This window comes from Rhizobium aouanii (assembly GCF_037002925.1).
GTDB lineage: Bacteria > Pseudomonadota > Alphaproteobacteria > Rhizobiales > Rhizobiaceae > Rhizobium > Rhizobium aouanii.
In genome coordinates this window covers 255,151-281,501 of record NZ_JBAMYD010000004.1, presented here as the reverse complement: position 1 = coordinate 281,501, position 26,351 = coordinate 255,151, and the positions used below count along the sequence as shown (strand labels likewise).

Below are 26,351 nucleotides of genomic sequence, written 5' to 3'. Positions count from 1 at the left end.
CGGTGGGGGCAACGTTGGATGCCATCGCAAATTCGGGCGACGCGGGACAGGTGGTTTCCGACCTCCTGATCGGGACGCGTTTCCTGGTTTTCCCGCAGCCGCCGTTCATCAGTGGATATGAGAAGCCGGAGGTTGTCTGGATTGGCCGCTCCGACGGGCCGATCCTTGCTGGTCCTTCCGACAACCGCATGTACGTGGCCGATCCGGTCGAACGAAAGCGACCATATGCCCTTCCCGACCTCCCGCCCTACCCTGGAGTTCTGCGCCCCCCCGCCGAGCCGGGGCCGGACGGGCACTTCGACCATATACTCCCAGGATCGCCTGCCTTTCTTTCAGCCCACAGCTACGCTTGCTCCCGTCGCGTGCTGGATATCTGCGAGGGGTACGTCGGACGGCGCATCGATTGGTTTTTCGAGCCGACCTACGACAGGCTGGAGATCGTGCCGCACATCCCCCAATGGGAAAACGCCCAGTCGGGATTCGGTTTTCTGGAACTGGGCGAGAGCGAACCTCCGACGCCTACCTCCAGTTTTGCGTTGAACTTCGATGCGATCGCCCATGAGATGGGTCATCTCGTTCTGTTGGGCGAACTCGGCATTCCCTACGGAGACGGCCAAGACGCCGACTTCTTCGCCTATCACGAGGCGGTCGCGGATTTCATATCGCTTCTCGGCCTTCTGCACTTCGACACGGCCATCGATCGGCTCCTCCGGCGGACAGGCGGGAATCTTCTGATCCACAACGAACTCGATCGTTTTGCAGAAATCAGCGATGAAAAGCAGCTCAGGTCGCTCAACAATTCGCTCAAGACCTCAGACGTCGGCGATGATGTGCACGACAGGTCGAAGCCTTTCGCGGCCGCGATGTTCGACAGCCTCATAGAAATTTACCAGACGCTGCTCTTCGAAAGGGATGTGACCGACCTCGATCCGCGCAGGTTCAGCAACCTACGCCAGCAGATGGCCCCCGCACTGATCGAGGAGACCTTTCGCATTCCCAAGTCCGATTACGAGAAAAGGCATTTTGCGAGCAAGGCCGCGCTACAGGAGGCTAGGGATATTATTGGAGAGGCGCTTGTCCAGTCATGGGCGCGCCTCGACCCCGACCGTCTGACATTCCAGGGGGCAGCGGAAGCGCTTCTGGTATCAGGCTACAAGGGCCGCGCCCGCCCCTACGTCAGGCAGATCGAAGACTGTCTCAGATGGAGGCAAATATGGTGATGGAGGCTGGAAAATGGTCGATGTGAGCGTACCCGCACCCGAGAAGCCGGGGATGCATTTCTCGGACATGGTGATCCTTTATGGTGTCAAGCTTAATACAGGAACCGATTATGGCGAATTCGACGCGGGCGAGAACGGAAGCGCCGCCCTTCAAATGCAACTCTATAGATCGAGCCAGATACAAAAAGAGAACCAGTACTCGATCGTACTGGGCTATGCCTACGCTTTCGAGGGTCATTGTTATCGCTTGGACACCAACAGGGTTTTCATCGTCAAAGGTCCGAAGCCCGAGGACGCCGTCGGGTGCGGATTCGACGATCTTCCCACATCCGCGAAGGGAAAGTACCAAATGTGGCGAGTCCGATCTTCCGAGGAATTGCTCGAAATTGTCCTGAACTACGGCGACGTCAAGAAACTGATCCTCGACGCTAACCTGCCCGGCAGGAGATCGCCGTCATCTTATGCAATTACCGCATCGTTGGCGCACAGAGATGGTCGCCTTAACCGGGAATAGCGCTTTCGCAAGCGGAGGGAGAACCCATGCCAATTAAAGTCAATATTTATTTTACCCAGGCCTTGACGAACGTGGTGATCACAGATTTGAGGTCGGGCGATAAGACTTTGCCGCACAACGTCCCCAACAAGGACACCGAAGAGTTCGAGCCGGAAGACTTCGAAGGAGAGGCAAACGTTAGAGTCACCAGCAACGAGCAACCGCTAGGAGAGGAGCGATTGAGAAACGGGGAAACGTACCGATACCCTCCAAGCCAGACCCTTAACGAGCTCGCAAAATTCAATGGCCTCGGCGAATTGGCACGGGAAATCGACACGATACTCAAGAGCACACCTTCTCCAGCTGCCAAGTCTTCCCGTGCCGCCAAGTCGCCTCCTTCTGCCCCCAAAGGGCCGAAATAGCAGTTCGTCTGACTGGCAAAAGCGCATGCTCGAGGCTCGAGATCAATGACCGATGACCTCTGCCGGATGGCGGAGTCATGCTGTTTCCCTACGCTTTAAATAATTTCCACTTTCAGCCGACGATCCGCCAGGTGTTGAGCTCGGGCAGGATTTGAACCTGCGGTGCCTTCAGGTTATGAGCCACGGACGAACTACAGACCTCCGGGTCATGAACGTGGTGCTACTTATCCCAGCAGCCTCACCCTCTCCCTCCCGGCACTCCCCACAGCCCAATCGCCCACACTACGCCGGTCCGATGATGCAAACGAGCGCCCCCTTGATCGCAAAGCTTCCCACGCAAAAAACCCCGCGGTTGTTGCGACCGCGGGGCTCCTTGACGCCTTGCCCGGGAGAGGGGGTCAGGCGGCCTGTACTTTGCGGGACGTGCGTGCCCATTCGGGCAGCCAGTCGCCGTGGGTGGCGAGCAGGTCGTCGACCAGCGACCAGATCTGGTCGAGGTCGAGTTCGGCTGCCGTATGCGGGTCCATCATCGCGGCGTGGTAGATGTGCTCGCGATTCTCGGTCATCAGCGCCTCCACCGTCAGCTCCTGCACGTTGATATTGGTGCGGATCAGCGCGGTCAGCTGCGGCGGCAGGTCGCCGATGAAGGTCGGCTGGATGCCGGAGGCGTCGACGAGGCAGGGTACCTCGGCAGCGCAATTGGCAGGCAGCGAGGTGATGCAGCCATTGTTGCGGACATTGCCGTAGATCACCGAAGGCTCGCCGGTCCAGACCGAATTGATGATCGAGGAGGCATATTCCTTCGACGGCTTGACCTCGATCTTGTCGGCCGAACGATAGGCTTCCGCCTGGCCTTTCCAGCGCTCGATCTGCTCGATGCAACGCTTCGGATATTCATCGAGCGGAATGCCGAATTTCTCGATCAGGTCGTCGCGGCCCTCCTTGATGAAATAGGGCGTGTATTCGGCGAAATGCTCCGAGCTTTCGGTGACGAAATAGCCGAGCCGCGTCAGCATCTCGTAGCGCACCTTGTTCGGGCAGCGCGGGTTCCAGCCGGGCTTCGGCGCCCTGCCCTCGCGATAGGCGCGCAGCAGGTCGGGATAAAGGTTGCGATAGGAACCGTCCGGCTGGCGATGCTCGAATTTGAGATAGAAGGCCATGTGGTTGATGCCGGCCGCGCGGTAGCGGATTTCCTCGTAAGGGATGTCGAGGTCGTGGGCCAGTTCCATCGCCGTGCCCTGCACCGAATGGCAAAGGCCAACCTGGCGGATGGTCGGATATTTCTCCGATATCGCCCAGGTGTTGATCGCCATCGGGTTGACATATTGCAGCATGATCGCCTGCGGGCAGACGGCGAGCATATCCTCGCAGACCTTCCAGAGATGCGGCACGGTGCGAAGCCCACGCATGATGCCGCCGACGCCGAGCGTATCGGCGATCGTCTGCCGCAGCCCGTATTTCTTCGGCACTTCGAAATCGGTGACCGTGCAGGGCTCATAGCCGCCGATCTGGAAGGCGACGACGACGAAATCGGCGCCCGAAAGCGCCTTGCGCTGGTCGGAATAGGTCTCGGCCTTCGCCTTGACGCCAAGCGTCGAGATCAGCTTGTTGACGACGATGGCGCTTTCTTCCAGCCGCTGCGGATTGAGATCCATCAGCGCAATGGTCGCGCCCGACAGCGCGGGCCGCTGCAGCACGTCGCCGACGATGTTCTTCATGAAGACGGTGGACCCTGCTCCGATGAAAGTGATTTTGGGATTTCCTGCCATTATAGCCTCCGGCATTCGATAATCATGCTACCTCGAAAGCGGCCTTGACGAGCCGTTCGGTGTAGGCGGTCTTGGGATGGGATAGTACTTCGTCGACGGGACCCTCTTCGACGATCTTGCCATGCTGCATGACGATGACGCGATGGCAGAGCGCCCTGACGACCTTGAGATCGTGGGAGATGAAGAGGTAGCTCAGGCCGCGCTCGTCCTGCAGCTTGCGCAGCAGTTCGATGATCTGCGCCTGGACGGAAAGGTCGAGCGCCGATGTCGGCTCGTCGAGCAGGATGAATTCCGGCTCCAGCGCGATGGCGCGGGCAATGGCGATGCGCTGGCGCTGGCCGCCGGAAAATTCGTGCGGAAAGCGCGACAGGATATTGCCCGGCATGCCGGCAGCAATAAGCGCTTCGCGCACCCGATCCTGCCGTTCGGCCTTGGTCGCGCCCAGCCTGTTGACGACCAGCCCCTCCTCGATGATCTGGCCGATCGTCATGCGCGGGTTGAGCGATGAGAAAGGATCCTGGAACACCACCTGCATGCGGGCGCGCAAGGGCCGCATCTCGGACCTGGACAGGCCATGGATCGGCTGATTGTCGAAACGGATCTCGCCGCTGTCGGGTGTGTTTAGCCGCAGGATCGCCTGGCCGAACGTCGTCTTGCCGGAGCCGGATTCGCCCACCAGCCCCAGCGTCTCGTGACGGCGCAGCGTCAGGTCGAGGCTGTCGACGGCGACAAGCTCACGCATCGCCGGCTTGAGAAAGGTACCGTGACGCATCATGAAGGAGACCCGCACGCCTTTGGCATCGAGAATGATATCCGACCCTTCGGGCAGCGGATTGGCCTGACCGCGCGGCTCGGAGGCGAGCAGATGTTTGGTATAGGCGTCCTGCGGATTGGCAAACAGCGCTTCGGTGGTGTTGTGCTCACGCACTTCGCCAAGCTGCATCACATAGACATAATCCGAGAACTGCCGCACCACGGTCAGGTCGTGGGTGATGAGGATGACGGCCATCCCCAGCTCTTTCTGCAGGTTGCGGATCAGGTTGAGGATCTGCGCCTGCACGGTGACGTCGAGGGCCGTTGTCGGCTCGTCGGCGATCAGCACGTCCGGATCGTTGGCAAGTGCCATGGCGATCATCACCCGCTGGCGCTGGCCGCCGGAAAGCTGATGCGGATATTGCATGAGCCGCGCGGCGGGATCGGGGATCTGCACATGTTCGAGCAGCTCGAGCGCGCGCTTCTGCGCATCCCTCTTGCTGATGCGGCGATGCACGCGGATCGCCTCGACGATCTGGCTGCCGATCGTATAGATCGGGTTCAGCGAACTCATCGGCTCCTGGAAGATCATCGAGATGCGGTCGCCGCGCAGTTTGCGGCGCGCCCGCTCGGAAAATTTCAGGATATTGCTGCCGTCATAGGCGACCGTCGATTTCTCGGAGACGGCGGCGCGCTTCGACAACAGCCCCATCACCGTTCGCGCCGTCACCGATTTGCCGGAGCCGGACTCGCCGACGATCGCGATCGTCTCGCCGCGATAGAGCTGAAACGAGACGTCCTTGACGGCTTCGACCATGCCGTCCTCGACCTTGAAATTCACCGCCACGTTGCGGGCGTCGATGATCGGCGTGTCCGAACGGCCATCATGATCGTGGCGGACGGGCGGGGCGAAGGAATTGACCAGTGCAAGAGCCATATCAATCACCTCAATAAGGATCGACCGCGTCGCGCAATCCGTCGCCGAGCGCATTGAACGCGAAGACGGTGACGAGCACGAAGCCGACGGGGGAGAGAATCCAGGGATAGGAGCCAATCACCGAATAGGTCGCCGTATCCTGCAGCATCAGCCCCCAGGAGATCAGCGGCGGCTTGACCGCAAAGCCGAGGAAACCGAGGAAGGATTCCAAGAGCACGACACTCGGTATATGCAGCGTCACCGCGACGATGACGTGGCTCATCACATTCGGCAAGATGTGCTGCATGATGATGCGTGTATCGGTCGCGCCGACGGCCATCGCCGCTCGGACATAATCGATGCGGGCGAGCGCCAGCGTCTTGCCGCGCACCTCGCGCGACATCTGCGCCCAGCCGAGCGCCGACATGACGGCGATGACGAAGGCGAGGAAGACATTGGTCGGCGCCGTCACCGGGATCAGCGAGGTCAGCGCCAGATAGAGCGGCAATTGCGGGAAGGCGAGCACCAGTTCGACGAAACGCTGCAGCCAGACGTCGAAGGTGCCGCCGAAATAACCGGACACCATGCCGACGGTGGTGCCGATGATGGTGACGATGAAGACGACCGTCAGGGCGATCATTAGCGAGATGCGCGAACCGATGATGGCGCGCGACAGCACGTCGCGGCCGAACTTGTCGGTGCCGAGAAAATGCACCGGCTGGCCGTCCGTCGAGCCGAAGAAGTGCCGGTTGGCTGGGATCAGGCCGAACAGCCGGTATTCGGCGCCCTTGACGAAGAAGCCGAGCAGCCGCGGATTGTCGTAGTCGATGCCGACGATCGGCTGAAAGGTGACCGGATCAAGCTCTTCGGAATCCGACAGCGCATAGACGCGCGGCTGGAAGACGAAATTGCCGTCCTTGTCGTGGAAGCTCATCATCTGCGGCGGCGCGAAGCCGACATCGGTCGCCTTCGGATCCATCGGCGCGAAGAAATCGGCAAAGATCGCCATGAGGATCAGGAGCACGACGAGCACCAGGCCGGCCATGCCGGTCCAGGAGCGCCTCAGCCGGCGCCAGACAAGGGCGATATAGCTCTCATGGCCACGCGCTGGCTTGGTCACGATGTCGGTCGTCGGCGGCGTTGCAGAAGAGTCGAAAGCAAGCATCTCAGGCTCCTCCATATTGGCGGACACGCGGATCGAGCAAAGCGAGCAGCATGTCGGCGATGATGTTGCCGACGATCAGAGTGGCGGACAGCACCATCATGAAGGTGGCGGTGACATAGACGTCGCCGACCGCCATCGAGCCGACGATCGCCGGACCGACGGTCGGCAGCGCGAAGATGATGGCGGTCTCGATCTCGCCGGTCAGCATGTAGGGCAGCACGACGCCCTGGTACATCACCAGCGGATGCAGCGCGTTCGGCACCGCATGGCGCATCACCACCGCTCCGCCTGAAAGCCCCTTGGCCTTGGCCGTCTCGACATATTGGGCGTTCAGCGTATCGAGCAGATTGCCGCGCATGACGCGCATGTTATAGGCGAGCCCGCCGAAGGTGGCGATCGCAACGACCGGCCAGACATGGTTGACGAGATCGACGAATTTCGCCCAGGACCAGGGCGCCCCGCCATATTGCGGCGAGAAGAAGCTGCCGATCTCGGTCACGTTGAGCTGGAAGACCAGGAGATAGACGATGATCAGCGCCATCAGGAAGCGCGGCACCGTCATGCCGAGGAAGGAAATTCCCGAAAGCAGGCTGTCGATCCAGCTGTATTGGCGGGTTGCCGCCCAGATGCCGAAACCGATGCCGAGCACCGAAGCAAAGAGATGGCAGACGAGCGCCAGAAGCAATGTCCGCGGCAGGCGTTCACCGACGACATCGGCGACCGGCTTGTTGTAAAACATGCTGTAGCCGAAATCACCGCGGGTTACGATGCCGCCGATCCAGTTGACGTACTGGACGACCAGCGGCTTATCGAGGCCGTGTTCAATGCGATAAGCCTGCGCCTGCGCTTCGGCCTGGGCATAGGACGCGCCGCCCTGGTTGATCAGCTGGGAGCGGATGTAATCGGCATAATCGCCAGGCGGGGCCTGGATGATTGCGAAGGTCACCACGCTCAGGATGAAGAGAATGGGGATCGCGGAGGCTATGCGCACGAGCAGGAATCGTAACATCAGACGGTTCGCTTCTCCTTGCCGCCAGTCGCTCCTTGTCAGCGCGGCCGGCTTGTTGGTCATATCAGGCCGCGCGCGGCACGCGCGGCCCGGAACTCACTTCAGCTGGGAGGGAACTCTTCCCGCGCGTCGCATCAGATGCGATGCGCTTTAGCCCTTTGTTCAGGCATCATGCATCAGTTGATGGGACCCTTCTCGCCGGGCTTGCCGGGCAGCTGCTGCGGGAACAGCTCATATTTGCCCTGCTTGTCGGCGGCCACCCACATGCGTTCGCGGATCACGGAGTCTTCAGCCCAGTTGAACATCATGATCGGCGTGCCCTGCGGCACGTTCGAGAACCGCTTGTTGATGATGAGCGCGCCCGGATATTCCGTCAGGCCCACCGTGTTGACGTGCTCGGTCGAGATCTTCTGATACTGCTTCATCAGGTCGACGCGCTCCTCATTGCTTTGGCTCGTCCTGAACTTGTTGATGACGTCGATAAGCTCCTTCTCGAACGGCATCAGATCGACCTGGTCATCCTTGCCGGCACGATGATGCCAGCTGGTGCGCGGACCGACAGGGGCAAGCTGTTCGGTATTCTGCACGACCGACGACAGTTCCGTCGTGTTGCGCTGGATCAGCCAGTCGAAGCGGCCGGCATAATGGGCGTCGTCACGCTTGGCGCCGTCGAGCGCATTGATGACGATCTTCAGCCCGAGTTTCTCCATCTGGCCGACGACACCTTCGGCAAGGCTCTTGTCGGTCGTGTACTGATTGTTGATCAGCATGACGATTTCGACATCCTTGCCGCCTGCCTTGCCGGCTGGAAAGTTCACGACGCCGTTGCCGTCGGTGTCCTTGAGGCCGGCTTTGGCGAGTTCGGCCTTGGCGCCCTCGAGATCGAAGGGATAGTAGACGGTCGAGTTGCGGTCGTAGAAGCTGGTGCCGGAAGAGAGCCCGCCGGGATAGATCGCGGTGAATGGTCCCTTGACCAGCGAGTCGCCGATCGCCTTGCGGTCGAGCGCCATGGTGACGGCCTTGCGGAAGTCCTCGTTGCGGTTCAGCTCGCGGATTGCCTGACCGCGCTCGTCCGGATTGCCCCAGCCATTGGCGGAAAAGTTCATGCGAAGATTGTAGCCGATGAGGCGCGGGCCGAAGGCCAGGCGGGCGGGCGCCGTTTCTTCCGCGGCACGCTTCAGCGAGGCGACGAAGTTTTCCGGCTGCTCGAGGTTCGAGATGTCGGCGGATCCGGCCACGGCCTGAACGTCACGGTCGGCCCAGGTCGAGAGCTTGTAGTGCAGCTCGTTCAGATAAGGCAGCTGATTGCCCTTCTCGTCGACCTTCCAGTAATAGGGGTTGCGGCGCATGACGATGATATCGTCGGAGCGATATTCCACCGGCACCCAGCCGCCCATGACCGGCATGTTCATGAACTCCGGCGGGAAGGCGTTCTTGAACTGGTCGTAGGTATTCTTCGAATATTTCGGATGCTTCGGCTTCAGGATATGCGACGGACCCGGGCAGAAGTTCGGGTAGGACATCGTATAGAGATATTGTTTCGGGAAGGCCTCCTTGAAGGTCCATTCGACGGTGTAGTCGTCGATCTTCTTTAGCGTCGTCCCGGTGCCGAAGGCTTCCGGCGAGGCGCCGCCGCCAAGCGGCGAGACATTCGGATCGATGACTTCGTCTTCCCAGTAGAACATGATGTCGTCGGCGTTGAACGGCGCGCCGTCGGACCATTTGGCGCCTTCGATCAGGTGCATGGTCAGCTTATGGCCGTCTTCAGACCAATCCCAGCTCTTGGCGAGGTTCGGCAGCGGTTCGGTATCGGAGGCCTGCACCTGGAACAGCGGCGCGGTGCGCGTCAGGCATTCGGAAAGGCCGATATCGATGCCGCCCCAGCCCTGCGTCTGGCCGGCGCCATAGTTCCAGCCTTCCGGCCGGCCGCCGATGACGTGGCGCATCGTATCGCCGTAGACACCGATGCCGTCGGGCATATTGCCTGTCTTGAAGACCATCGGCTCCTTCGGCAGGCGATCCTTGACCGGCGGCAGCTTGCCGGAAGCGACGAAATTCTTCGTGACCCAGTCGGGCTCGTGATATTCGGGCAGCGCCTTGAACTCCAGGATGGAGTCGCGCGCGACATAGTTGATCTTGCCTTCGGCGGGGAAGTCGGCCGGCGCCGGCGGGATGGTTGGCTCGGAGGCATAGGCGTTCAGCGCCGCGGCTGAGACGCTGAGCGCCAGTCCGGCCAGAATGCCTGCGTTACGGAAATTCATCATCGTTTCTCCCTCTTGTTCCGGAGCGCGGATCACGCGGCTCCTTTTCCTCGAACGACATGAAAGCGGGCCTGATGTCATGGATTTCCCTCCCGGAAACCCATGACGACCCATCCTTCACAAAAATCAGACGGCCTGTTTCAGCGCCGCCTTCTCCGCGCGCAACTCCTCGATCGAGCGAACGTTGCGGCGTGCTGCCCCCGCCCAGTCGCGGGTCTGCACCTTCGATTTCGACAGCCGCTCCTTGGCGGCCGGTACGGCGTCGGCATATTGCGGCAGCCAGCGCGCCTGGGCAACGACCATCTCGTCGACCATTTGCCAGACTTCCTCCGGCGTCGAAACGGCGCCAACCAGCGGGTCGTGCAGCACGGCCAGCTTCAAGAGGTCGATGTCGCCTGATATCGCCGCATGCACCGACATGCGCTGGACATTGATCGACGCGATGCAGGTGGCCGCACAGGCTTCCGGAAGGGTGACGCCGGAGACCATGTTGATGCCGAAGCGATCGACGAAGCCCGGCGATTCGATGATCGCATCGGACGGCAGGTTGGTGATGACGCCATTGTTCTTGACGTTGAAGTGGCCGCGATAGACCCGGTTCGTCTCCAGCGCCTCGAGTATGTGGCTCGCATGTTCGTTCGAGCGCTTGGCGGGATCGATCGGCTTTGCGGCCGATTCCAGGAATTGCGGATATTCCGTCTCGAACCAGTTGCGCGTTTCGGTGGAATGGCGGAGATAGCCGCCGGTCTCGCCGTGGATCCAGTCGGACATGTCGATCCAGCGGGTGATTTCATCCGGCCGCTTGCGATACCAGGGCAGGTATTCCGAGAGATGGCCGTTGCTTTCGGTGGAATAGACGCCGAAACGCTTCAGCACGTCGATGCGCAATTTCTCCTGCTGCGAATAAACCGGATGCGCCTCGAAGGCGGCGATGAGCTCGTCCTTGCCGATCCTGCGGCCATTGAGGCGCAGGTCGATGAACCAGGTCTGGTGGTTGATACCGGAGCAGATATAGTCGAGTTCGCTCAGCGACTTTGCGCCGAGCACCTCGGCGATCTGTTCGGCGCCATGCTGGACACCGTGGCAGAGGCCGACGGTGTCGACCTTGCCGTATTCGATCGCCGCCCAGGTGTTCATGGCCATCGGGTTGGCATAGTTCAGGAATTTCGCGCCGGGTTCGGCGACCTCTCTTATATCCTTGCAGAAGTCGAGGATGACGGGGATGTTGCGCTGGCCATAGAGGATGCCGCCAGCGCAGATGGTATCGCCGACGCACTGGTCGATGCCGTATTTCAGCGGAATTCTGATATCATCGGCATAGGCCTCGAGCCCACCGACCCGGACGCAGCTGATGATGTAGCGCGCGCCTTCCAGCGCCTGGCGTCGGTTAGTCGTCGCCGTCACCTTCGTCGGCAGCCCGTTCGCCTCGACGACCCGGTCGAGGATCGCCTTGATCATCTCGAGATTGTGTTCGCTGATATCGGTCAGTGCAAACTCGATGTCGCGGAACTCCGGCACGCACAATATGTCGGTGAACAGCTTCTTGGTGAAACCGACGCTGCCCGCACCGATGATAGCGATTTTGAAACTCATGATCTTCACCTCGACCCAATCGAATGCTAAGGAAAAGAAGGCTATGGAGGATCAGGCCGCATGCCGACGCATGTGGCTGAAAACACCGCAAAATCTGCCTTTTTCCTCCCGGCCGCTCTGTCGGCCGTGGTCTCTTCCTCTTTTCGAGCGGGATTATGCCCGAAATCGGCAGGGCGACCAGAGAAGGATTATGCTTTCAGGGGTAATTTTGTGCTGCAGGATTTGATCGCCAACGGACAGTCGATGAGGACGGTGTCGCTGCCCCGCGGCCGCCAGCGTTTGCATGCCATGCCGACCAGCGCCGGTTATGAAGTGCGCGAGAACGAGACCTATGACTGGGACGGTCGTCGGCGCGGCCAGACCCCCTTCACCGTGCTGCAGCACACGATCAGCGGCAGCGGCCAGCTGCGCTACCAGCACCGCAACTATCGCCTTCAGGGCGGCGACACGCTGCTGGTGCTGGTGCCGCACAATCATCGCTACTGGCTGGAGAAAGGCGACCGCTGGGAATATTTCTGGATCTCGATGAACGGCGAGGAAACGCTGCGCATTCACCAGATGGTGCTGTCGACCGCCGGCCCGGTGCTGAAGCTGCAGCCCTCGACGATCGATCATCTCGCCGATTGCAGCCTGCGCCTCGTCAAGGGCGCGACATCGCCGGGTGCCGCCTCGGCGATTGCCTATGAAGCGGCGATGGCGCTTTACGACGATGTCTTCGGCTCGCCGGCCTTTGCCGCCGAGCTCAGTGTCATGCAGCCGGTGATCGACCATATCAACGCCAATCTCGAAAAGCCGCTGCCGGTCAGCGAGCTTGCCGGCATCGTCGGCCTCAGCCGCGCGCATTTCTCGCGCAGCTTCGCCGAGAGCGAGGGCATGCCGCCGGCCGAATTCGTGCTGCAGCAGCGCCTGCAGCGCGCCGTCAAGCTTCTGACCAAGGCCGACTTCCTGCCGGTCAAGGAAGTCGCCATCATGTGCGGCTTCGAAGACCCCAACTATTTCTCGAAGGTCTTCCGCCGCGTCTACGGTACCAATCCCACCGAATTCCGCACGACGGGCATGTATGCCAGCATCGGCAAGCTGCGATAGCTGGCAATCTCAGTTGCCAGGCGGCGCATCTTGAGATCGCTATGATCGGTCGAGGACTAGGACACTCGTGCCAGCCCGCCCAATGCAGACGACCGTCGCGTTTCCGCATTTGATGTGTCCTCCGAACGAAATCGTCGGCGTGCCAAATCACAACACTTTAAACGTGATCTGAGCGTTGTTGAAAAACAATTTGAACGTGCTATAGTATTTCGATGACGGCGTGAGAGGAATGCTTTTTCGAAAGCCAAGTGTCGCCGCCGATGATCATAAAACTGCAAGCTTAGGCGATCCATCAAACATCGGGGAGGGCTCCATCATGGACCCGCTGAGCCTAGTTGTGGCCTTTTTACTTTCGTTGGTCGTGCCTGTCATTGTCATTGCTATCCGACAGACCGTTAAATTGCACCGAGGCGAGGTAATTCAGGATTTGGCTGCCGTCTTCCATTCGGCAAAAGAACCGGAGTCGGAGCGGCTAATCCCGTCTTTCGAATTCGTCAAATTCAAATACTTCGTTCCGACGGGACCTGAGCGAGGGCAGAGGCAGGACTTCCAAGTTTGGGCCTGGGGGGTTGCTGTCTTTCCCTTCTTTCTGGTCGTCAGTTCGACAAGTTACATCTGCATCGAGTTTTTTCAGGACCCCGCTTTCGCTGGCACTCTCTTCGGAGAGCACGCTCCCGTTACTCTTTGCATGATAGCTGTGAGTGCGGCATTCTGTGGTGGCTATTTAAATTCGATCCGGGCTTTGACCCAATCAATACAGAATTTCGATCTCAGTCCCTCATTGATCGTAGCGTTGGCTACGGAGATCTTCGCCGCTGTCGTCCTCGCGGCGATTTTTGCCTATGCTGTGCATGCCATTTATGGCGCCTCTGGCCTGCCTAAAGGAGTGGGTGTGCCACAGGTGGTGGCTGTCCTGGCATTCGCAATCGGTTTCTTCCCGGACGCCGCGCAACGCACACTCGTCGGGCGGTCGAAGCTAAAGAACTTCAAGCGCGAAAATCTTTTGGTCTACAAATACACGCTTGCGACGCCCGTGGAGCTTATCGACGGCATCGACACGGAAATTCGCAATCGGCTCTCCGATTTTCATATCGAAACAACACAGAACCTGGCGACCGCCAACCCGCTCATGCTCTTCGTCGAGACGCCCTTCGGTGTCTACCAGATCATGGACTGGGTTGCGCAGGCGCAGCTCTGCGCGTCTGTTGGTGCAGAGGCGATGACGTCAATGTGGAGGCTCGGCGTGCGAACCCTCTTTGATCTGGAGAGAGCGGCGCTCGACGAGCGTTGTCGCCATCCCGAGCTTCTGCAATCGATTGGGAGGCACCTGCTGGGCCAGAAGGATGACAAGTCCGACTTCAGTCCCGAGGCGATTACCGCCAACATCCAGATGCGCCTTGACGATCCCCACGTCCACCGCTTGCGCCAGATTTACATGCAGGTCGGAGAGCGGATCGGTGAACGTCATTGGAGATTCCTCACGCGCGACGACGGCATTGGCCCTCGGAGCTACGATGCCACTGGCATCGTCTTCCAGACTCCGAACCGAATATGTCTTGCGAATAGCAGAATCGACATTCGCCCGAATGACTATTTGGCCGTTGTGGGCGGCAAGAACAATGGCAAGCTACTCAAAGTAGGTGGCGTCGATCGAACATTGGTCACGGTCGATAAAGACGTGATTGACGAGAACGTCGGGCCTAACGCGGGGTCGGTCAGACTATTTAGGATCAACCCGTAGCATAGCTAGAACAGGATGATTAAAGCCGACCCGGTCTAATCCTATTCTCAACTAATGAGTTAGAGCATGATGTCATTCGGCACCATGCTCTAGCGCCACCTCGCTGGAACCGATCATAGGCTGATCACTCCAACTTGTCTTCCCCACGAACAAGTTTCCTCAGGCCCGCACCTCGAACACCATGTTGAACGGCGTTTCCGTGGCGCGCCGGAAATGCGTGAACCCGGCGTCGAGCGCGACCTTTCGAAGCTTCATTTCTCCCGCCTGCGCGCCGAGCCCGAGCCCTACCTCCTGGGAAAGTGATGCCGGCGTACAGATCATCGTCGACGCGCCGTAATAGACGCGGCCGACCGGATTGAGATTGTCCTTGAGATGGTCATGGGCAAAGGGCTCGACGATGAGCCACGTCCCGTTCGGCCCAAGCGTGTCCTTGACATGCCGGCCGGCGCCGACCGGATCGCCCATGTCATGAAGGCAGTCGAACATGGCGACCATGTCATAGCCGCGCCCCGGAAATTCCGCCGCCGAGCCCTGCTCGAAGGTCACACGGTCGGCGACACCCGCATCCTTCGCGGCAGCCTTTGCCCTTTCGATCGACGGGCCGTGATAGTCGAAGCCGGTGAAGCGGGACGCGGGATAGGCCTGCGCCATCAGGATGGTCGATGCCCCATGACCGCAGCCGACATCGGCGACACTGGCGCCGGCCTTGAGCTTTTCTTCGACCCCGGCCAGGGCCGGTATCCATTCGGCGACGAGATGGCTGTTGTAGCCGGGGCGAAAGAACCGCTCGGTCCCGCGAAACAGGCAGGTGCTATGCTCATGCCAGCCGAGACCCTTGCCTGTGCGGAAGGCATCAGCGACCTTTGCCTCGTCCATCCACATGGATTGGACGACTTCGAAGGCGCCGACGAAAAAGGCGGGGCTGTTTTCCTCGGCAAAGACCATCGCCTGCTCCGGCGTCAGGCTGAACCGATCGGTCTTTTCATCGTAAGCGACATAGTCTGCAGCCGCCTGGGCGCTGAGCCACTCCCTGAGATAGCGCTCCTTTATCCCCGTCTTCTTGGCAAGATCCTGGACGCTCATCGGCGTTCCGTCGGCCATCGCCTTGTAGATTCCGACCTGGTCGCCAAGCACGACCAAGGCACCTGACATCGCGGCGCCGACGTCCCCAACAAGACGACCGACAAGCGCATCGAGTTTTTGCATATCCGGCTCACGCATTGTTACCTCCCGGGTGCGTGATAAAGGTAAACTAAATTAGACTTTAATAATATTCAGTCAATCAACTTGGTCGTTCGATAGATGAGCGTGGAGTATTAAAGGTCGACAGAATGGAGTGACGGTGTTTGCAACACGAGCAGGAGGTTCATCGTCAGCTCAAGAGATCGCCGCTTTGCCCCTCATCCGGCTGCCGCCACCTTCTCCCCGCTCGCGGGGCGAAGGGACATGCCGCACCGGCTTCCGCTAACCTCAACGCTGCGTTTGGCACGTCCCCTCGCCCCGTTTTTTACGGGGTCCGCAGGACGGGTCGAGACCAGTGGCTCGACCCCGGCAAGGTTAGGGTGAGGGGCAGCCCAGCCATCGGCGCGAGCCGGACAATCATGCTCGCCATCCATCCGCTTGCTCTCATCACCGCTTGTATCGAGATTGCGTTTTTAATATAATCTGCCCGAGGCAGAATCACACTTTTGATGCAAGGTTATTGTTTTGTGTCTATCTTCCGCTCAATGCCGCGCTGCTCGTGCCCTTTTGGCATGGTCTCAGGACGATCTCTCGTCGGCCTCGAAAGTCGCCAAGGCGACGATTGCTAATTTCGAGGCCGGGAAGCGTTCTCCCTACGAACGAACCCTTCAGGATATGAAGCACGCCCTGGAAGGCGCAGGCGTCATTTTCATCCCCGAAAATGGCGGGGGGGCCGGCGTTCGCCTGGCAAAACGCGCCGATGCCTCGATCGACACGAATGAGACCGAGACGGTTCAATATGAAGAATATCTCGAAAACGACGCACCGCCCGGTGCGGGTGGCTGAATAATGGCAAAAAAAGAAAAGCTAGAGCACTCCGAACTGGCGGGAGAATTCACCGACGACGGTGTCACCGTGCTCGTCGATATCTTCCGCACATCGGGCAGCAATGAAGACTGGACGATGGAAGTGGTCACGCAAGCGGAAGATCTGATCCGCTGGGACGAGCCATTTGCGACTGACCGGGATGCCTTCGACGAATTCCTGGCCGTCGTCGCGCGCGACGGCATTCGATCGTTTCTCGAAGATGAAGAGCCATCCGTGCATTGAGGGAATCCCGTGAAAAGCATCAATGATCTCGTCGCATCGGCGAAAACCGTCTGCGATCGATACCGGGCCGGGCGAATGGAGCGCGAGACCGTGCGGGAATGGGTTCTTGGACTCGGCGCCTATCCGCCGCCGCATGGAGATCGGGTGCGCGAGGCAGCCGAATGGTTCCGGCTGCACAATCGCGAACCTGTTTCGGAAGACATCGTGCTTGTCGACATCGACCGGCTCCAGGCGATTTCAGCGCCGTGATCCCGGGGCGTGCGGCGCTGTTTTGCGGTTGCCGCGCTGCCTCGATCCGGACTGGCGCAATTACGCCGTTACTAGGCGGCGTAGGACCAATGACGATCATGAGCCTTATGCATAATGTCCTCATCGCAGCGTCCATGCGGAGGGGTCTGGGGGTTCGGCTGCTTCGGCAAATGTGACACCCCCACGAGGCTGACATGGCAACTGCATCTCAAGCGCGCAGCGTACGTCAAGCGCAGCTCGAGTATTTTGATTCGTGCGATAAATAGAAGGAACAGCACGTGGCAGCATTTCCGGAAAAGGCAAAGGTCGTCATCATCGGGCTCGGCGGTATCGTCGGCGCCTCCATCGCGCATCATCTCGTCGAGCGGGGATGGGATGATATCGTCGGCATCGACAAGTCGGGCATACCGACGGATATCGGCTCGACAGCCCATGCCTCGGACTTCTGTTACACCACGAGCCACGACTATCTGTCGGTCTGGACCACGCAGTATTCGATCGATTTCTACGAGAAGATGGGCCACTACGCCCGCATCGGCGGCCTCGAAGTGGCGCGCACCGGCGACGATACCTGGATGGAGGAAATCAAGCGCAAGCTTTCCTCGGCACGCGCTTTCGGCACGCGCGCCCATTATGTCAGCCCTTCCGAGATCAAGGAGAAGTTCCCGCTGATCGAGGAAGATCAGGTGATGGGCGGCCTTTACGATCCGGATGCCGGCCTCGTCATTCCGCGCTCGCAGACCGTTGCCGGCAAGCTGGTCGATGCCGCCGAAAAGGCCGGCAAGCTCAAGGTATTCGGCAACACGCCGGCGAAGTCGCTGATCGTCGAAGGCGGCCGCATCAAGGGCGTCGTCACCCATCGCGGCACGATCATGGCCGACCACGTCATCGTCTGTGCCGGCCTCTGGGGGCGCCTGATCGCGGAGATGGTCGGCGAAGACCTGCCGGTCATGCCGGTCGACCATCCCCTCACCTTCTTCGGTCCGTATAACGAATTCGAAGGCACCGGCAAGGAAATCGGCTACCCGCTGCTGCGCGACCAGGGCAACTCCGCCTATATGCGCGATACCGGCGACCCGGCGACGACGGAGGGCGGCCAGATCGAGTGGGGCTATTACGAGGCCGCCAATCCGCGCATGTGCCATCCGCGCGATCTTCTCGAAAAACACGAAGCGCGCCTTTCGCCCTCGCAACGCGATCTCGAGATGGAACAGATCATCGAGCCACTCGAGCGCGCCATGGAACTGACGCCGATCCTCGGCGAACTCGGCTATAACGAAGGTCACTCTTTCAACGGCCTGCTGCAAGTATCCGCCGGCGGCGGCGCCTCCTGCGGCGAGAGCCAGAAGGTGCGCGGTCTTTGGTATTGCGTTGCCATCTGGGTCAAGGACGGCCCGGGCTATGGCAAGCTGATCGCCGACTGGATGACCGATGGCCGTACAGAAATCGATCACAACAGCATCGACTACGCCCGCTTCTATCCGCATCAATTGACGGAAGAGTTCATCGAGGGCCGCTGCTACGAAGCCGCCCAGAAGATCTATTTCCCGGCTGTTCACACCCGCGAACCCTATGCATCCGGCCGCAACGCCAAACGCTCGCCCTTCTACGAACGCGAAAAGGAACTCGGCGGCTACTTCATGGAACTTGGCGGCTGGGAGCGTGCGCATGGCTACGCCGCCAACGAGCACCTTCTGGAGAAATACGCCGACCGCGTCCCGGTTCGCGAGAATGAATGGGATAGCCGCCATTTCTGGCGCGTGTCGAATGCCGAGCATCTGGCGATGAGCGAGGATTGCGGCATCGTCAATCTCAGCCACTTCCACATGGTCGATATCGAGGGACCCGACCATGTCGAACTGATGGAATGGCTGTGCGCCGCCAAGATCGGTGGCGATGCAAACATCGGCAAGGGCATTTACACCCACTTCCTCGACGACGAAGGCATGGTGCGCGCTGACTTCACAGTCTTCCGCATGGCCGATCGATGCCGTCTCGTCAACGGCGCCGATGCCGGCCCGCGCGACCTGCACTACATGAAACGCGTCGCCGAAGACCGCGGCCTCGACGTGATCATCACCGACGTCTCGGAAAAATTCGTGACGATCGGCATCTGGGGTCCGAACGCGCGCGACACGCTGAAGAAGGCCGTGGCCGATCCGGCCGGGCTCGATCAGGAAAATTTCGCCTTTGCGGCGATCAAGCCGATCGAAATCGCCGGTAAGCCCGTCACCGCTTTCCGCATCTCCTATGTCGGCGAGCAGGGCTGGGAATTGCACATGAAGTACGAAGACGGCCTCGCCGTCTGGGATGCGCTGCGGTCGACCGGCGTGATGGCCTTCGGCGTCGAAACCTATGCGAACTCACGCCGCATGGAAAAGAGCCTGCGCCTGCAGAACGCCGACCTCCTGACCCAGTACAACCTGATCGAAGCGGATCTTGCCCGTCCGAAGGTCAAGGAAGCCGATTTCCGCGGGAAGGAAAAACATCTGGAATACAAGGCGCGCGAGCACCAGCCGGCCATGCTCTGCACGCTTGTAATGAGCGAGAATACCGACAAATCGGGCGTGAAGCGCTATCCCGTCGGCAACATGCCGGTTGTCGATCCCTCAACGGGAGAGGTTCTGGTCGACGAGCTTGGCCGTCGGTCCTACACGACCTCGGTCGCCTACGGCCCAACGATCGGAAAGAACATTGCCCTAGCCTATCTGCCCTGGTCGCATTGCCAGGTCGGACGCAGGCTGAACGTCGAGTATTTTGCCGAGACTTATCCGGTCGAGGTTGTCGGCGTCGGGTACAAGCCGATCTATGACCCAGAAAATCTGAAGCCGCGCAGCTAAGCACTCAAGTGCATGTGGCGCCGCAAGCACGCGGCGCCACGCTGAACGGCGGCTCGATGAGCTCGCTGGTGACATCTGTTCCAGGTGCCCAATAGGTGCTCTAAATCAAAGAAATAGAGCATGTTTTCGGCATCATGCTCCAGGCTATTTCCCCTGGAACTTCTTCCGCGCCGCGCGCACGACGCTCTCGGCGAGGATCAGCAGGCAGCCGAGGAGAAGCAGAGCGGCGGCGAACAGCGCGTCGGCATGGGCGAATTTCACCAGCGCGCCGACGACAGCGATCAAGAGCAGCGCTGCCAGCGCCAATGCGCCGTCGTCGATGAACATTCCGAAGAATTCCCTGAACACGACTTTCAGAATGTTCATCATGCGGTGACCTCGGCATGGGCGTTGAAATACTGGCGCAGCATCCGGACTGCGGCGAAGGAAAAGACGGCAAGTACGGCAAGGATCGCCAGGAGCGACAGGTCGTCGCCCGGCCAGTCGGCGCCGATGCCCTCGCCGACCCAGAATATGCCGAAGGCGCTGAGCAGCAGCCCAACAACAAATTTGAGGCTGTTCTCCGGAACTGCCGAAAGCGGTTTGTGCACGAAGATGCCGATGATCAGCACCAAAAGGCAAGCCGCCACTGCGCCGAGGCTGGCATAACCGATCATGCCGTGCCCGGCGCCGGTAGCGATGACGATGAACACTACCTCGATCCCCTCGAGCAGCACGGCCTTGAAGGCCGCAATGCCCGCCAGGAGATTCGCGCGGCGCTCCGAGGATTGGCGCCTCAGGCTATCCGTCTCGGCGGCAAAGGCCTTGTCCTCGTCGTGCAGCGCGATGAAGCCCGAAGCCCTGAGGATCGCCTTGCGCAACCAGCGCAGGCCGAAGAGAACGAGCAGCGTTCCGATGACGAACTGCATCAGCTCGACCGGAATTAGGCCGAGCAATGGACCGAGCGCCAGCACAAGGATGGCCAGAACGCCGAGCGCAAGACCGGTGCCGATGAAGGCCGGCCGCCAGCTTTGCGTGACGCCGACGGCGAGGATGATCGTGAAGGCTTCAACGACCTCGACGAAGGAGCCGAGAAATGCGGCCGTGACCGTCGAGGTGATCGTTGTCAGAGTTGTCATGGTTTTTGTCCGTTATGCTGGCGGAGATCAATGCGTTGCCGATGCCGGCAGCACTGTGCAACAGCTGCGAGAAAGGGAAAAGGCGTGCGCTGCTAAAGATTGTGCATGAAGAATATTGAAGGATGACATCGAAAATCTGGAATCGGCCTTGATCGACATCCCCTATCTCTCCGCCGCCAACGCGATGGACGAGACTTGGGAGAACTATCTGCTGTCACCGTTTTCAGCTTCGGCGCCATCGTCAGGGGCACGACTTGGAACGAAGCGCTTCGAGATCAGCCAGCAGCCAAGCGCCCAGAGCGCGCCGGCGCACCATCCGGCCAAGACGTCCGTGGGGTAATGGACCCCGAGATAGATCCGGCTCAAGCCGACGATGACGGCGAGGAAGACACCGGCGCCCATGACGAAGATCCGCGTCGACGGATAACGCTGCGTTCGCGCCACGAGCGCCCCGAGCGTCAGATAGGTCACCGCCGAAACCATGGCATGTCCAGAGGGAAAGCTGAGGTCGCTCACTTCGACCAGATGCGGCACGATATCGGGACGCGGCCGGGCGACGAGGATTTTCAGCGTCGCGCTCGCCAGCCAGCCGGTTAGCACCGAGGAAAAGACGAAGATGGCGATCGGCCAGCGCCGGTCGAACAGAAGATAGATGGTGATCAGAGCGGTTAGGAGCGAGAGAACGGTGATGCCGCCGAGGGCGGTGATATCGTCGACGGCATGCGTCAGCCAGTCGGGGCCGATCGGCACGGCAAGATCGTCGGCGCGTCTCAACGCCAGCAGGATCACCTCGTCGAAGCGAAAGGTCTCGCCTTCCAGGACTTCACTGGTCAGCCGCTGGAGCACGAACAGCCCGCCGGCGATCGTCGCGAGCGTAATCAGCGTCAGCGGTTCATAGGCGGTAAGCCTTGTCAGAAAACCTTGTCGTCGAACCTCGGTCATGCCTGCCGTCGAACTCCCTTTACTCATGTCGGTCCCCGCCAGATTGGCAATGCGAAGCGAGGTTTCAAGACCTTACGGCATTCAAGGACATTCCCGAGGGCGGCAGTCACCTGATCTGGACACGCTTAGTAGCAAAAGCTCAACCTTCTTTTGCTATTGCTGAAGCCGATTGCGTTGGAGACGATTTCGGCGATGAAAATTCCGACAGTGACGGTTCTGATGGCGGCCCTCCTGCAGCCGGTCTCAGCCTTCGGCGAGACCGAATGGATCGGCGGCGCGCGACAATGGTCGGTCGGCTTTGCGAGCGAGAGCCCGCATCCCTATTGCCGCCTGCTGTGGGACAGCGAGATCGGCAAGACCATGGAATTCCGCCAGAGCGCAACCGAGACGTTCTGGCTGGTCGCAAAGAACACATGGGACATTCCGGCCGGCACCAAGACCGAGGTGACGCTGACCGACCGTGTGGCGACAAAGGTAATCGCTGCCGATTTCTTCGACAAGAACACGCTTCGCCTCTGGGGTCCGGCCAGCAAGGGGAGCGCCGGACTGAAGAAGATCATCAAGAATTCCTTTGCCGGAATGCCTGACGTGCAGATCACTTTTGCCGGCGATGAAGGCGACTGGACGCTGCCGCTTTCGCGGGTGGAGCAGCTCTACCCGACTTATCTCCAGTGCCTCAAGCGTCTCGAGGCCGGCGAAATGCCAAAGCGGAATTCCGAAACCCAGCCGTTCTGAGGCCGATCATAGCGGCGGCGCAGTCTCGCGAATCAGGGTGCGGACAGCCTCGATATCGCCGTTGAGCGGCCGTTCGTCGCCATAGTGGGAAACATGTTCCCGCACGGCTTGATAGACAAGGTTCGTGCCTGGCGCCCGCGGCGCGGTAGCCGCCAGGAAATCATGCGCCTGGGCAGCGGCCATTAGCTCGATCGCCAGGATATATTCGACGTTGTCGATGATGGCGAGCAGCTTGCCGGCGGCGGCCGTCGGATGCGCGAGAAAATCCTCCTGCAGACCGGAGGTCAGTCCTCCGTCCATGGCCGTCGGTGCCGCGAGGCGGCGGTTCTCGTTGCTGAGGGCGGCGGCGGTATATTGGGCGATCATCAAGCCGGAATGGCTGCCGGCATCGCTGGCGAGGAAGGGCGGCAGACCGCTCACCAGCGGATTGACCAGCCGGTCCATGCGCCGTTCGCTGATCGCGCCGAGCTGTGCGAGCGCAATCGCCAGACTATCGGCCGCCTGTCCGAGCGCGGGGGCAACCGCATGCGCCTCGGAGGAGACGATCGGCCGTTCCGGCGTGCCTGAGACAGCCGGATTGTCCGTCACCGAGGCAAGCTCCTGATCGACGACGCGGGCGGAATTGTCGAAGACGTCGCGGGCGGCGCCATGCGCATGCGGCACCGAACGAAGGCTAAGCGCATCCTGCGTGCGCCGGCCGAAGGCGGCGGCGACAAGGCCGCTGCCGGCAAGCCGCGCGCGCAGCGTCGCTCCGACTTTCTCTATTCCCGCCGATGGGCGCAGCGCCAGCACAGCCGCGTCGAAGGCGGCGATCTGGCAGCCCGCCGCTTCCAGCGTCAGGGCTGCGGTCGCATCGGCCCAGTCGAGCAGCCGCTCGGCGCGTGACAGTGCCACGGCGGTCAGGCCGGTGGCGCAGGCCGTGCCGTTGACAAGGCTCAAGCCCTCCTTGGCGCCGAGCACCAGCGGCTCGAGGCCGATCGCCGCCAGCGCCTCGCGACCGCTCATGCGCCGGCCGCCCAGGTGAGCGCTGCCTTCGCCGATCAGAACAAGCGCAATATGGGCATTGTGGACGAGATAACCGGCAGAGCCCTTGGATGGCACGTCGGGAATGCAATCATGTTCCAGCATGGCCGCAAGATGCTCGACGATCTCGCGCCGCACGCCGGAATGGCCATGGGCGAAATTGGCGATCTCAGCGGCGATGATGGCGCGCACCTCGCGGGCAGGCAGCAATGGCCCGACGCCGCAGGCATGGCTGAGCACGATGCTGCGCGACAACAGGCTCTGCGAGGCCCGATCAACGACGGTATCCGCCAGCGCCCCGACGCCGGTATTGACGCCGTAGGCGCGCACCCCCGTCTCGACGATACGCGCAACGATTCGGCTTGCCTGCTCGATTCGCGCCCAGGCGGTCGGCGACAGCGCAAGCGCTTCCCCTGCCCCGACGCGCGCGACATCGCGCCAGGTCAGCACGGCGTCGATGGTGATCGTCATTGACCGCTTCCGAAATGGCCGATGAACTGGCGGAAAGCCGGTGTCGCACCGCCGGTGAACATCTCGTCCGGCTTGCCGCTGCTTTCGATCAGCCCTTCGCGCATGAAGACGACGCGGTTCGAGACGTTGCGGGCAAAGCTCATCTCATGGGTGACGACGAGCATGGTCATGCCTTCCTCGGCAAGCGCGCGCATGACGCGCAGCACCTCGCCGACAAGCTCCGGATCGAGCGCCGAAGTCGGCTCGTCGAACAGCATGACCTTCGGTTTCATCGCCAGCGCACGGGCAATCGCCGCACGCTGCTGCTGGCCGCCGGAAAGATGGGCCGGATAGGCATGACGTTTATCGGCAATGCCGACCTTTTCGAGCAGCGCTTCGGCCTCGGCGATGCAGTCGGCGCGCGGCCGCTTCAACACATGGATCGGACCTTCGATGACATTCTGCAGGATCGTCATGTGGGACCAGAGATTGAAGGACTGGAACACCATGCCGAGCTCGGAGCGGATATGGTCCACCTGCTTCTGGCTAGCCGGCTTGCTTCGCCCGCCCTTGTGCACCATGCGGACCTCCTCGCCGTCGACCCAGATCTCGCCGTCGCTGGCGGTTTCGAGCATGTTGATGCAGCGCAGAAAGGTCGATTTGCCGGAGCCGGAGGCGCCGAGCAGCGAGATCACATCGCCGTCTTCCGCATCGAGGGAAATGCCGCGCAAGACCTCGTGCGTACCGAAGCTCTTGCGGATATTGCGGACCGATAGTCGGGTTACGCCTGGCATGGGTGCTCCAATCGGGTCAAAAACTGCTACGCCTTCAGCGCCTGCGGAGCCGCACGGCGGTGTCGGGAGAGCGAATATTCGAGCAGAGCCATGCCCTGCAGGATGATGAAGTTGAGAACGAGATAGATGATCGCCGCACAGAGAAAGACTTCCATCGTGCGGTAGGTCTGCGAGATCAGCCGCTGGGCGACGCCGGTGACTTCCCAGACGGTGACGAGGCTTGCGAGCGCCGTCGACTTCATCATCAGCACGATCTCGGTGGAATAGGCCGGCAGCGCATGGCGGAAGGCGATCGGCGCCAGGATCCGGCGGACCAGCAGGAAGCCGGACATGCCGATCGAGCGCGCCGCTTCGATCTCCTTCGGCGAGACGGCGCGAATGCCGCCGCGGAAGATCTCCGCCGTGTAGCCGGCGGTGCAGAGCGCCAACGACAGCACGGCGCAGACCATCGGCTCGCGCAGGAACGTCCAGAGGAAGGAGTAACGGATGAAGCCGAACTGGCCGAGGCCGTAGAACACCAGGAACATCTGGATCAGCAGCGGCGAGCCGCGGAAGATGAAGATGTAACCCTTGGCGAAGCCCGAAAGCACCGGGTTGCCGCTGGTCCGCATCCAGACCACGACGAGCGCCAGCAGGCCACCTGTGATAATCGACAGCGAAAACAGGATGAGCGTCGTCGGTACGGCCTTGAGCAGGGTGACCATGGTTGAGGCGATGAAGCTGAAATCCATTGTCGCCTCCTTACGCCTGGCCCATGGCGGATGCCGGCATGCTGCGGTTGGCGCGGCGCTCCGCCCCGTTGAAGATGCGGTCCGAAAGGCTGGTCAGGATGAGATAGAGGCAGCCGCCGGCGATGAAGAACAGGAAATATTGCCGGGTCGAGCCTGCCGCCACCTGGCTGGTGCGCATCAGCTCGGCAAGGCCGGTGACGGAGATCAGCGCTGAATCCTTGAGACTGAGCTGCCACACGTTACCGAGGCCGGGAATGGCGAGGCGAAACACCTGCGGCATGATGATGCGGCGAAGGCGCATGCCACGATGCATGCCGATCGCCGAGGCGGCTTCCAGCTCGCCCTTGGATATGGCAAGGAAGGCGCCGCGGAACACCTCCGCCTGGTAGGAGCCGGAGATGATACCGACGGCAAGCGCGCCTGCGATAAAGGAGGGCAAGCCGAGGAAACCCTCGTAACCCATTGCCTGGCCGATCGCGGTGACGGCCGAGGAGCCGCCGAAATAGATGAGATAGATGATCAGCAGTTCGGGCACGCCGCGAAACACGGTCGTATAGACGTTGCCGAGCGTGACGAGGATAAGATTGCCGGAGAGTTTTGCCGCCGCGACAATCGCGCCGAGCACCGCGCCGATCGCCAGCGCCGTTGCCGTGACGGCCAGCGTCATCAAGGCGGCGGCAATGAGCAGCGCGCCCCATCCTGTCGAGCCGAAGCCGAGCAGTTCCAAGCTTGCCATAGCGTGCGTTCCC

General features: G+C 60.8%; 25 protein-coding genes. 11 read left to right on the top strand and 14 right to left on the bottom strand.

The annotated features are described in order from the left end of the window. Positions 1 to 14 precede the first annotated feature (14 nt). From V8P77_RS09385 to V8P77_RS09375, 3 genes are read left to right on the top strand one after another with little or no spacing between them, the layout of a single operon-like run. Positions 15 to 1,220, top strand: coding sequence for a gluzincin family metallopeptidase (locus tag V8P77_RS09385; protein WP_335911992.1), 1,206 nt, complete (start codon positions 15 to 17; stop codon positions 1,218 to 1,220). 13 nt (positions 1,221 to 1,233) lie between these two features. Further along, positions 1,234 to 1,734 (top strand): hypothetical protein, encoded by a 501-nt coding sequence (locus V8P77_RS09380; RefSeq protein WP_335911990.1) that lies wholly within the window; start codon positions 1,234 to 1,236, stop codon positions 1,732 to 1,734. Between the two features lie 26 nt (positions 1,735 to 1,760). Further along, on the top strand, positions 1,761 to 2,135 hold the full coding sequence (locus tag V8P77_RS09375; protein ID WP_335911989.1) for a hypothetical protein: 375 nt from the start codon (positions 1,761 to 1,763) through the stop codon (positions 2,133 to 2,135). A 398-nt stretch (positions 2,136 to 2,533) separates the two neighbouring features. Here V8P77_RS09375 and V8P77_RS09370 read toward each other — a convergent pair whose 3' ends face one another. The 6 genes from V8P77_RS09370 to V8P77_RS09345 form a co-directional block, all read right to left on the bottom strand. Continuing rightward, on the bottom strand, positions 2,534 to 3,904 hold the full coding sequence (locus V8P77_RS09370; protein ID WP_335911988.1) for an alpha-glucosidase/alpha-galactosidase: 1,371 nt from the start codon (positions 3,902 to 3,904) through the stop codon (positions 2,534 to 2,536). Between the two features lie 22 nt (positions 3,905 to 3,926). Then, on the bottom strand, positions 3,927 to 5,594 hold the full coding sequence (locus tag V8P77_RS09365) for an ABC transporter ATP-binding protein (RefSeq protein ID WP_335911987.1): 1,668 nt from the start codon (positions 5,592 to 5,594) through the stop codon (positions 3,927 to 3,929). Positions 5,595 to 5,604: 10 nt separating this feature from the next. Beyond that, positions 5,605 to 6,738: an ABC transporter permease gene (locus tag V8P77_RS09360; RefSeq protein WP_335911985.1), complete on the bottom strand. Its 1,134-nt coding sequence runs from the start codon at positions 6,736 to 6,738 to the stop codon at positions 5,605 to 5,607. A 1-nt stretch (position 6,739) separates the two neighbouring features. Continuing rightward, positions 6,740 to 7,747 carry an ABC transporter permease gene (locus V8P77_RS09355; protein WP_335911983.1) on the bottom strand — a complete coding sequence of 336 codons (1,008 nt, stop codon included), beginning with the start codon at positions 7,745 to 7,747 and terminating at the stop codon, positions 6,740 to 6,742. Positions 7,748 to 7,923: 176 nt separating this feature from the next. Beyond that, complete coding sequence (locus tag V8P77_RS09350; protein WP_335911981.1) at positions 7,924 to 10,011, bottom strand: ABC transporter substrate-binding protein; 2,088 nt, start codon at positions 10,009 to 10,011, stop codon at positions 7,924 to 7,926. A 123-nt stretch (positions 10,012 to 10,134) separates the two neighbouring features. Beyond that, positions 10,135 to 11,601: an alpha-glucosidase/alpha-galactosidase gene (locus tag V8P77_RS09345; RefSeq protein ID WP_131621455.1), complete on the bottom strand. Its 1,467-nt coding sequence runs from the start codon at positions 11,599 to 11,601 to the stop codon at positions 10,135 to 10,137. A gap of 60 nt (positions 11,602 to 11,661) precedes the next feature. Here V8P77_RS09345 and V8P77_RS09340 point away from each other — a divergent pair, with 60 nt between their 5' ends. Together V8P77_RS09340 and V8P77_RS09335 are read left to right on the top strand one after the other, a co-directional pair. Then, positions 11,662 to 12,687, top strand: coding sequence for an AraC family transcriptional regulator (locus tag V8P77_RS09340; protein WP_335911979.1), 1,026 nt, complete (start codon positions 11,662 to 11,664; stop codon positions 12,685 to 12,687). Positions 12,688 to 13,003: 316 nt separating this feature from the next. Then, positions 13,004 to 14,428 (top strand): hypothetical protein, encoded by a 1,425-nt coding sequence (locus V8P77_RS09335; RefSeq protein ID WP_335911978.1) that lies wholly within the window; start codon positions 13,004 to 13,006, stop codon positions 14,426 to 14,428. A 159-nt stretch (positions 14,429 to 14,587) separates the two neighbouring features. Here V8P77_RS09335 and V8P77_RS09330 read toward each other — a convergent pair whose 3' ends face one another. Further along, entirely contained in the window at positions 14,588 to 15,649 is a 1,062-nt protein-coding gene (locus V8P77_RS09330) for a class I SAM-dependent methyltransferase (RefSeq protein ID WP_335911977.1), read from the bottom strand. A gap of 486 nt (positions 15,650 to 16,135) precedes the next feature. Here V8P77_RS09330 and V8P77_RS09325 point away from each other — a divergent pair, with 486 nt between their 5' ends. The 5 genes from V8P77_RS09325 to V8P77_RS09305 all read left to right on the top strand — a co-directional run bounded on the left by V8P77_RS09325 (position 16,136) and on the right by V8P77_RS09305 (position 19,809). Continuing rightward, positions 16,136 to 16,456: a helix-turn-helix domain-containing protein gene (locus tag V8P77_RS09325; RefSeq protein ID WP_020053007.1), complete on the top strand. Its 321-nt coding sequence runs from the start codon at positions 16,136 to 16,138 to the stop codon at positions 16,454 to 16,456. Between the two features lie 3 nt (positions 16,457 to 16,459). Beyond that, positions 16,460 to 16,720, top strand: coding sequence for a hypothetical protein (locus V8P77_RS09320; protein ID WP_032991118.1), 261 nt, complete (start codon positions 16,460 to 16,462; stop codon positions 16,718 to 16,720). Positions 16,721 to 16,729: 9 nt separating this feature from the next. Next, entirely contained in the window at positions 16,730 to 16,969 is a 240-nt protein-coding gene (locus V8P77_RS09315; protein ID WP_025397792.1) for a hypothetical protein, read from the top strand. After that, positions 16,882 to 17,145 (top strand): hypothetical protein, encoded by a 264-nt coding sequence (locus V8P77_RS34770; protein WP_373694575.1) that lies wholly within the window; start codon positions 16,882 to 16,884, stop codon positions 17,143 to 17,145. The genes V8P77_RS09315 and V8P77_RS34770 overlap by 88 nt, the downstream gene beginning before the upstream one ends. A gap of 102 nt (positions 17,146 to 17,247) precedes the next feature. Further along, complete coding sequence (locus V8P77_RS09305) at positions 17,248 to 19,809, top strand: GcvT family protein (protein WP_335911974.1); 2,562 nt, start codon at positions 17,248 to 17,250, stop codon at positions 19,807 to 19,809. A gap of 144 nt (positions 19,810 to 19,953) precedes the next feature. On the opposite strand, the gene V8P77_RS09300 is transcribed toward V8P77_RS09305, so the two are convergent. The 3 genes from V8P77_RS09300 to V8P77_RS09290 all read right to left on the bottom strand — a co-directional run bounded on the left by V8P77_RS09300 (position 19,954) and on the right by V8P77_RS09290 (position 21,869). After that, positions 19,954 to 20,178, bottom strand: a complete 225-nt coding sequence (locus tag V8P77_RS09300) for a hypothetical protein (protein ID WP_335911973.1) — start codon at positions 20,176 to 20,178, stop codon at positions 19,954 to 19,956. Then, positions 20,175 to 20,927, bottom strand: coding sequence for a COG4280 domain-containing protein (locus tag V8P77_RS09295; RefSeq protein WP_335911971.1), 753 nt, complete (start codon positions 20,925 to 20,927; stop codon positions 20,175 to 20,177). The genes V8P77_RS09300 and V8P77_RS09295 overlap by 4 nt, the downstream gene beginning before the upstream one ends. Positions 20,928 to 21,131: 204 nt before the next feature. After that, positions 21,132 to 21,869 (bottom strand): phosphatase PAP2 family protein, encoded by a 738-nt coding sequence (locus tag V8P77_RS09290; protein ID WP_335912210.1) that lies wholly within the window; start codon positions 21,867 to 21,869, stop codon positions 21,132 to 21,134. Positions 21,870 to 22,061: 192 nt separating this feature from the next. Here V8P77_RS09290 and V8P77_RS09285 point away from each other — a divergent pair, with 192 nt between their 5' ends. Continuing rightward, positions 22,062 to 22,604: a hypothetical protein gene (locus tag V8P77_RS09285; RefSeq protein ID WP_335911968.1), complete on the top strand. Its 543-nt coding sequence runs from the start codon at positions 22,062 to 22,064 to the stop codon at positions 22,602 to 22,604. 6 nt (positions 22,605 to 22,610) lie between these two features. On the opposite strand, the gene V8P77_RS09280 is transcribed toward V8P77_RS09285, so the two are convergent. Genes V8P77_RS09280 through V8P77_RS09265 form a run of 4 tightly spaced genes read right to left on the bottom strand, consistent with a single transcriptional unit; the run spans position 22,611 to position 26,338 of the window. Further along, complete coding sequence (locus V8P77_RS09280; protein ID WP_335911966.1) at positions 22,611 to 24,098, bottom strand: HAL/PAL/TAL family ammonia-lyase; 1,488 nt, start codon at positions 24,096 to 24,098, stop codon at positions 22,611 to 22,613. Then, positions 24,095 to 24,871 carry an ABC transporter ATP-binding protein gene (locus tag V8P77_RS09275; protein WP_003548676.1) on the bottom strand — a complete coding sequence of 259 codons (777 nt, stop codon included), beginning with the start codon at positions 24,869 to 24,871 and terminating at the stop codon, positions 24,095 to 24,097. The genes V8P77_RS09280 and V8P77_RS09275 overlap by 4 nt, the downstream gene beginning before the upstream one ends. A 26-nt stretch (positions 24,872 to 24,897) precedes the next feature. Next, positions 24,898 to 25,602, bottom strand: a complete 705-nt coding sequence (locus tag V8P77_RS09270; RefSeq protein ID WP_335911955.1) for an ABC transporter permease — start codon at positions 25,600 to 25,602, stop codon at positions 24,898 to 24,900. 10 nt (positions 25,603 to 25,612) lie between these two features. Next, entirely contained in the window at positions 25,613 to 26,338 is a 726-nt protein-coding gene (locus tag V8P77_RS09265; RefSeq protein WP_335911954.1) for an ABC transporter permease, read from the bottom strand. Positions 26,339 to 26,351 lie beyond the last annotated feature (13 nt).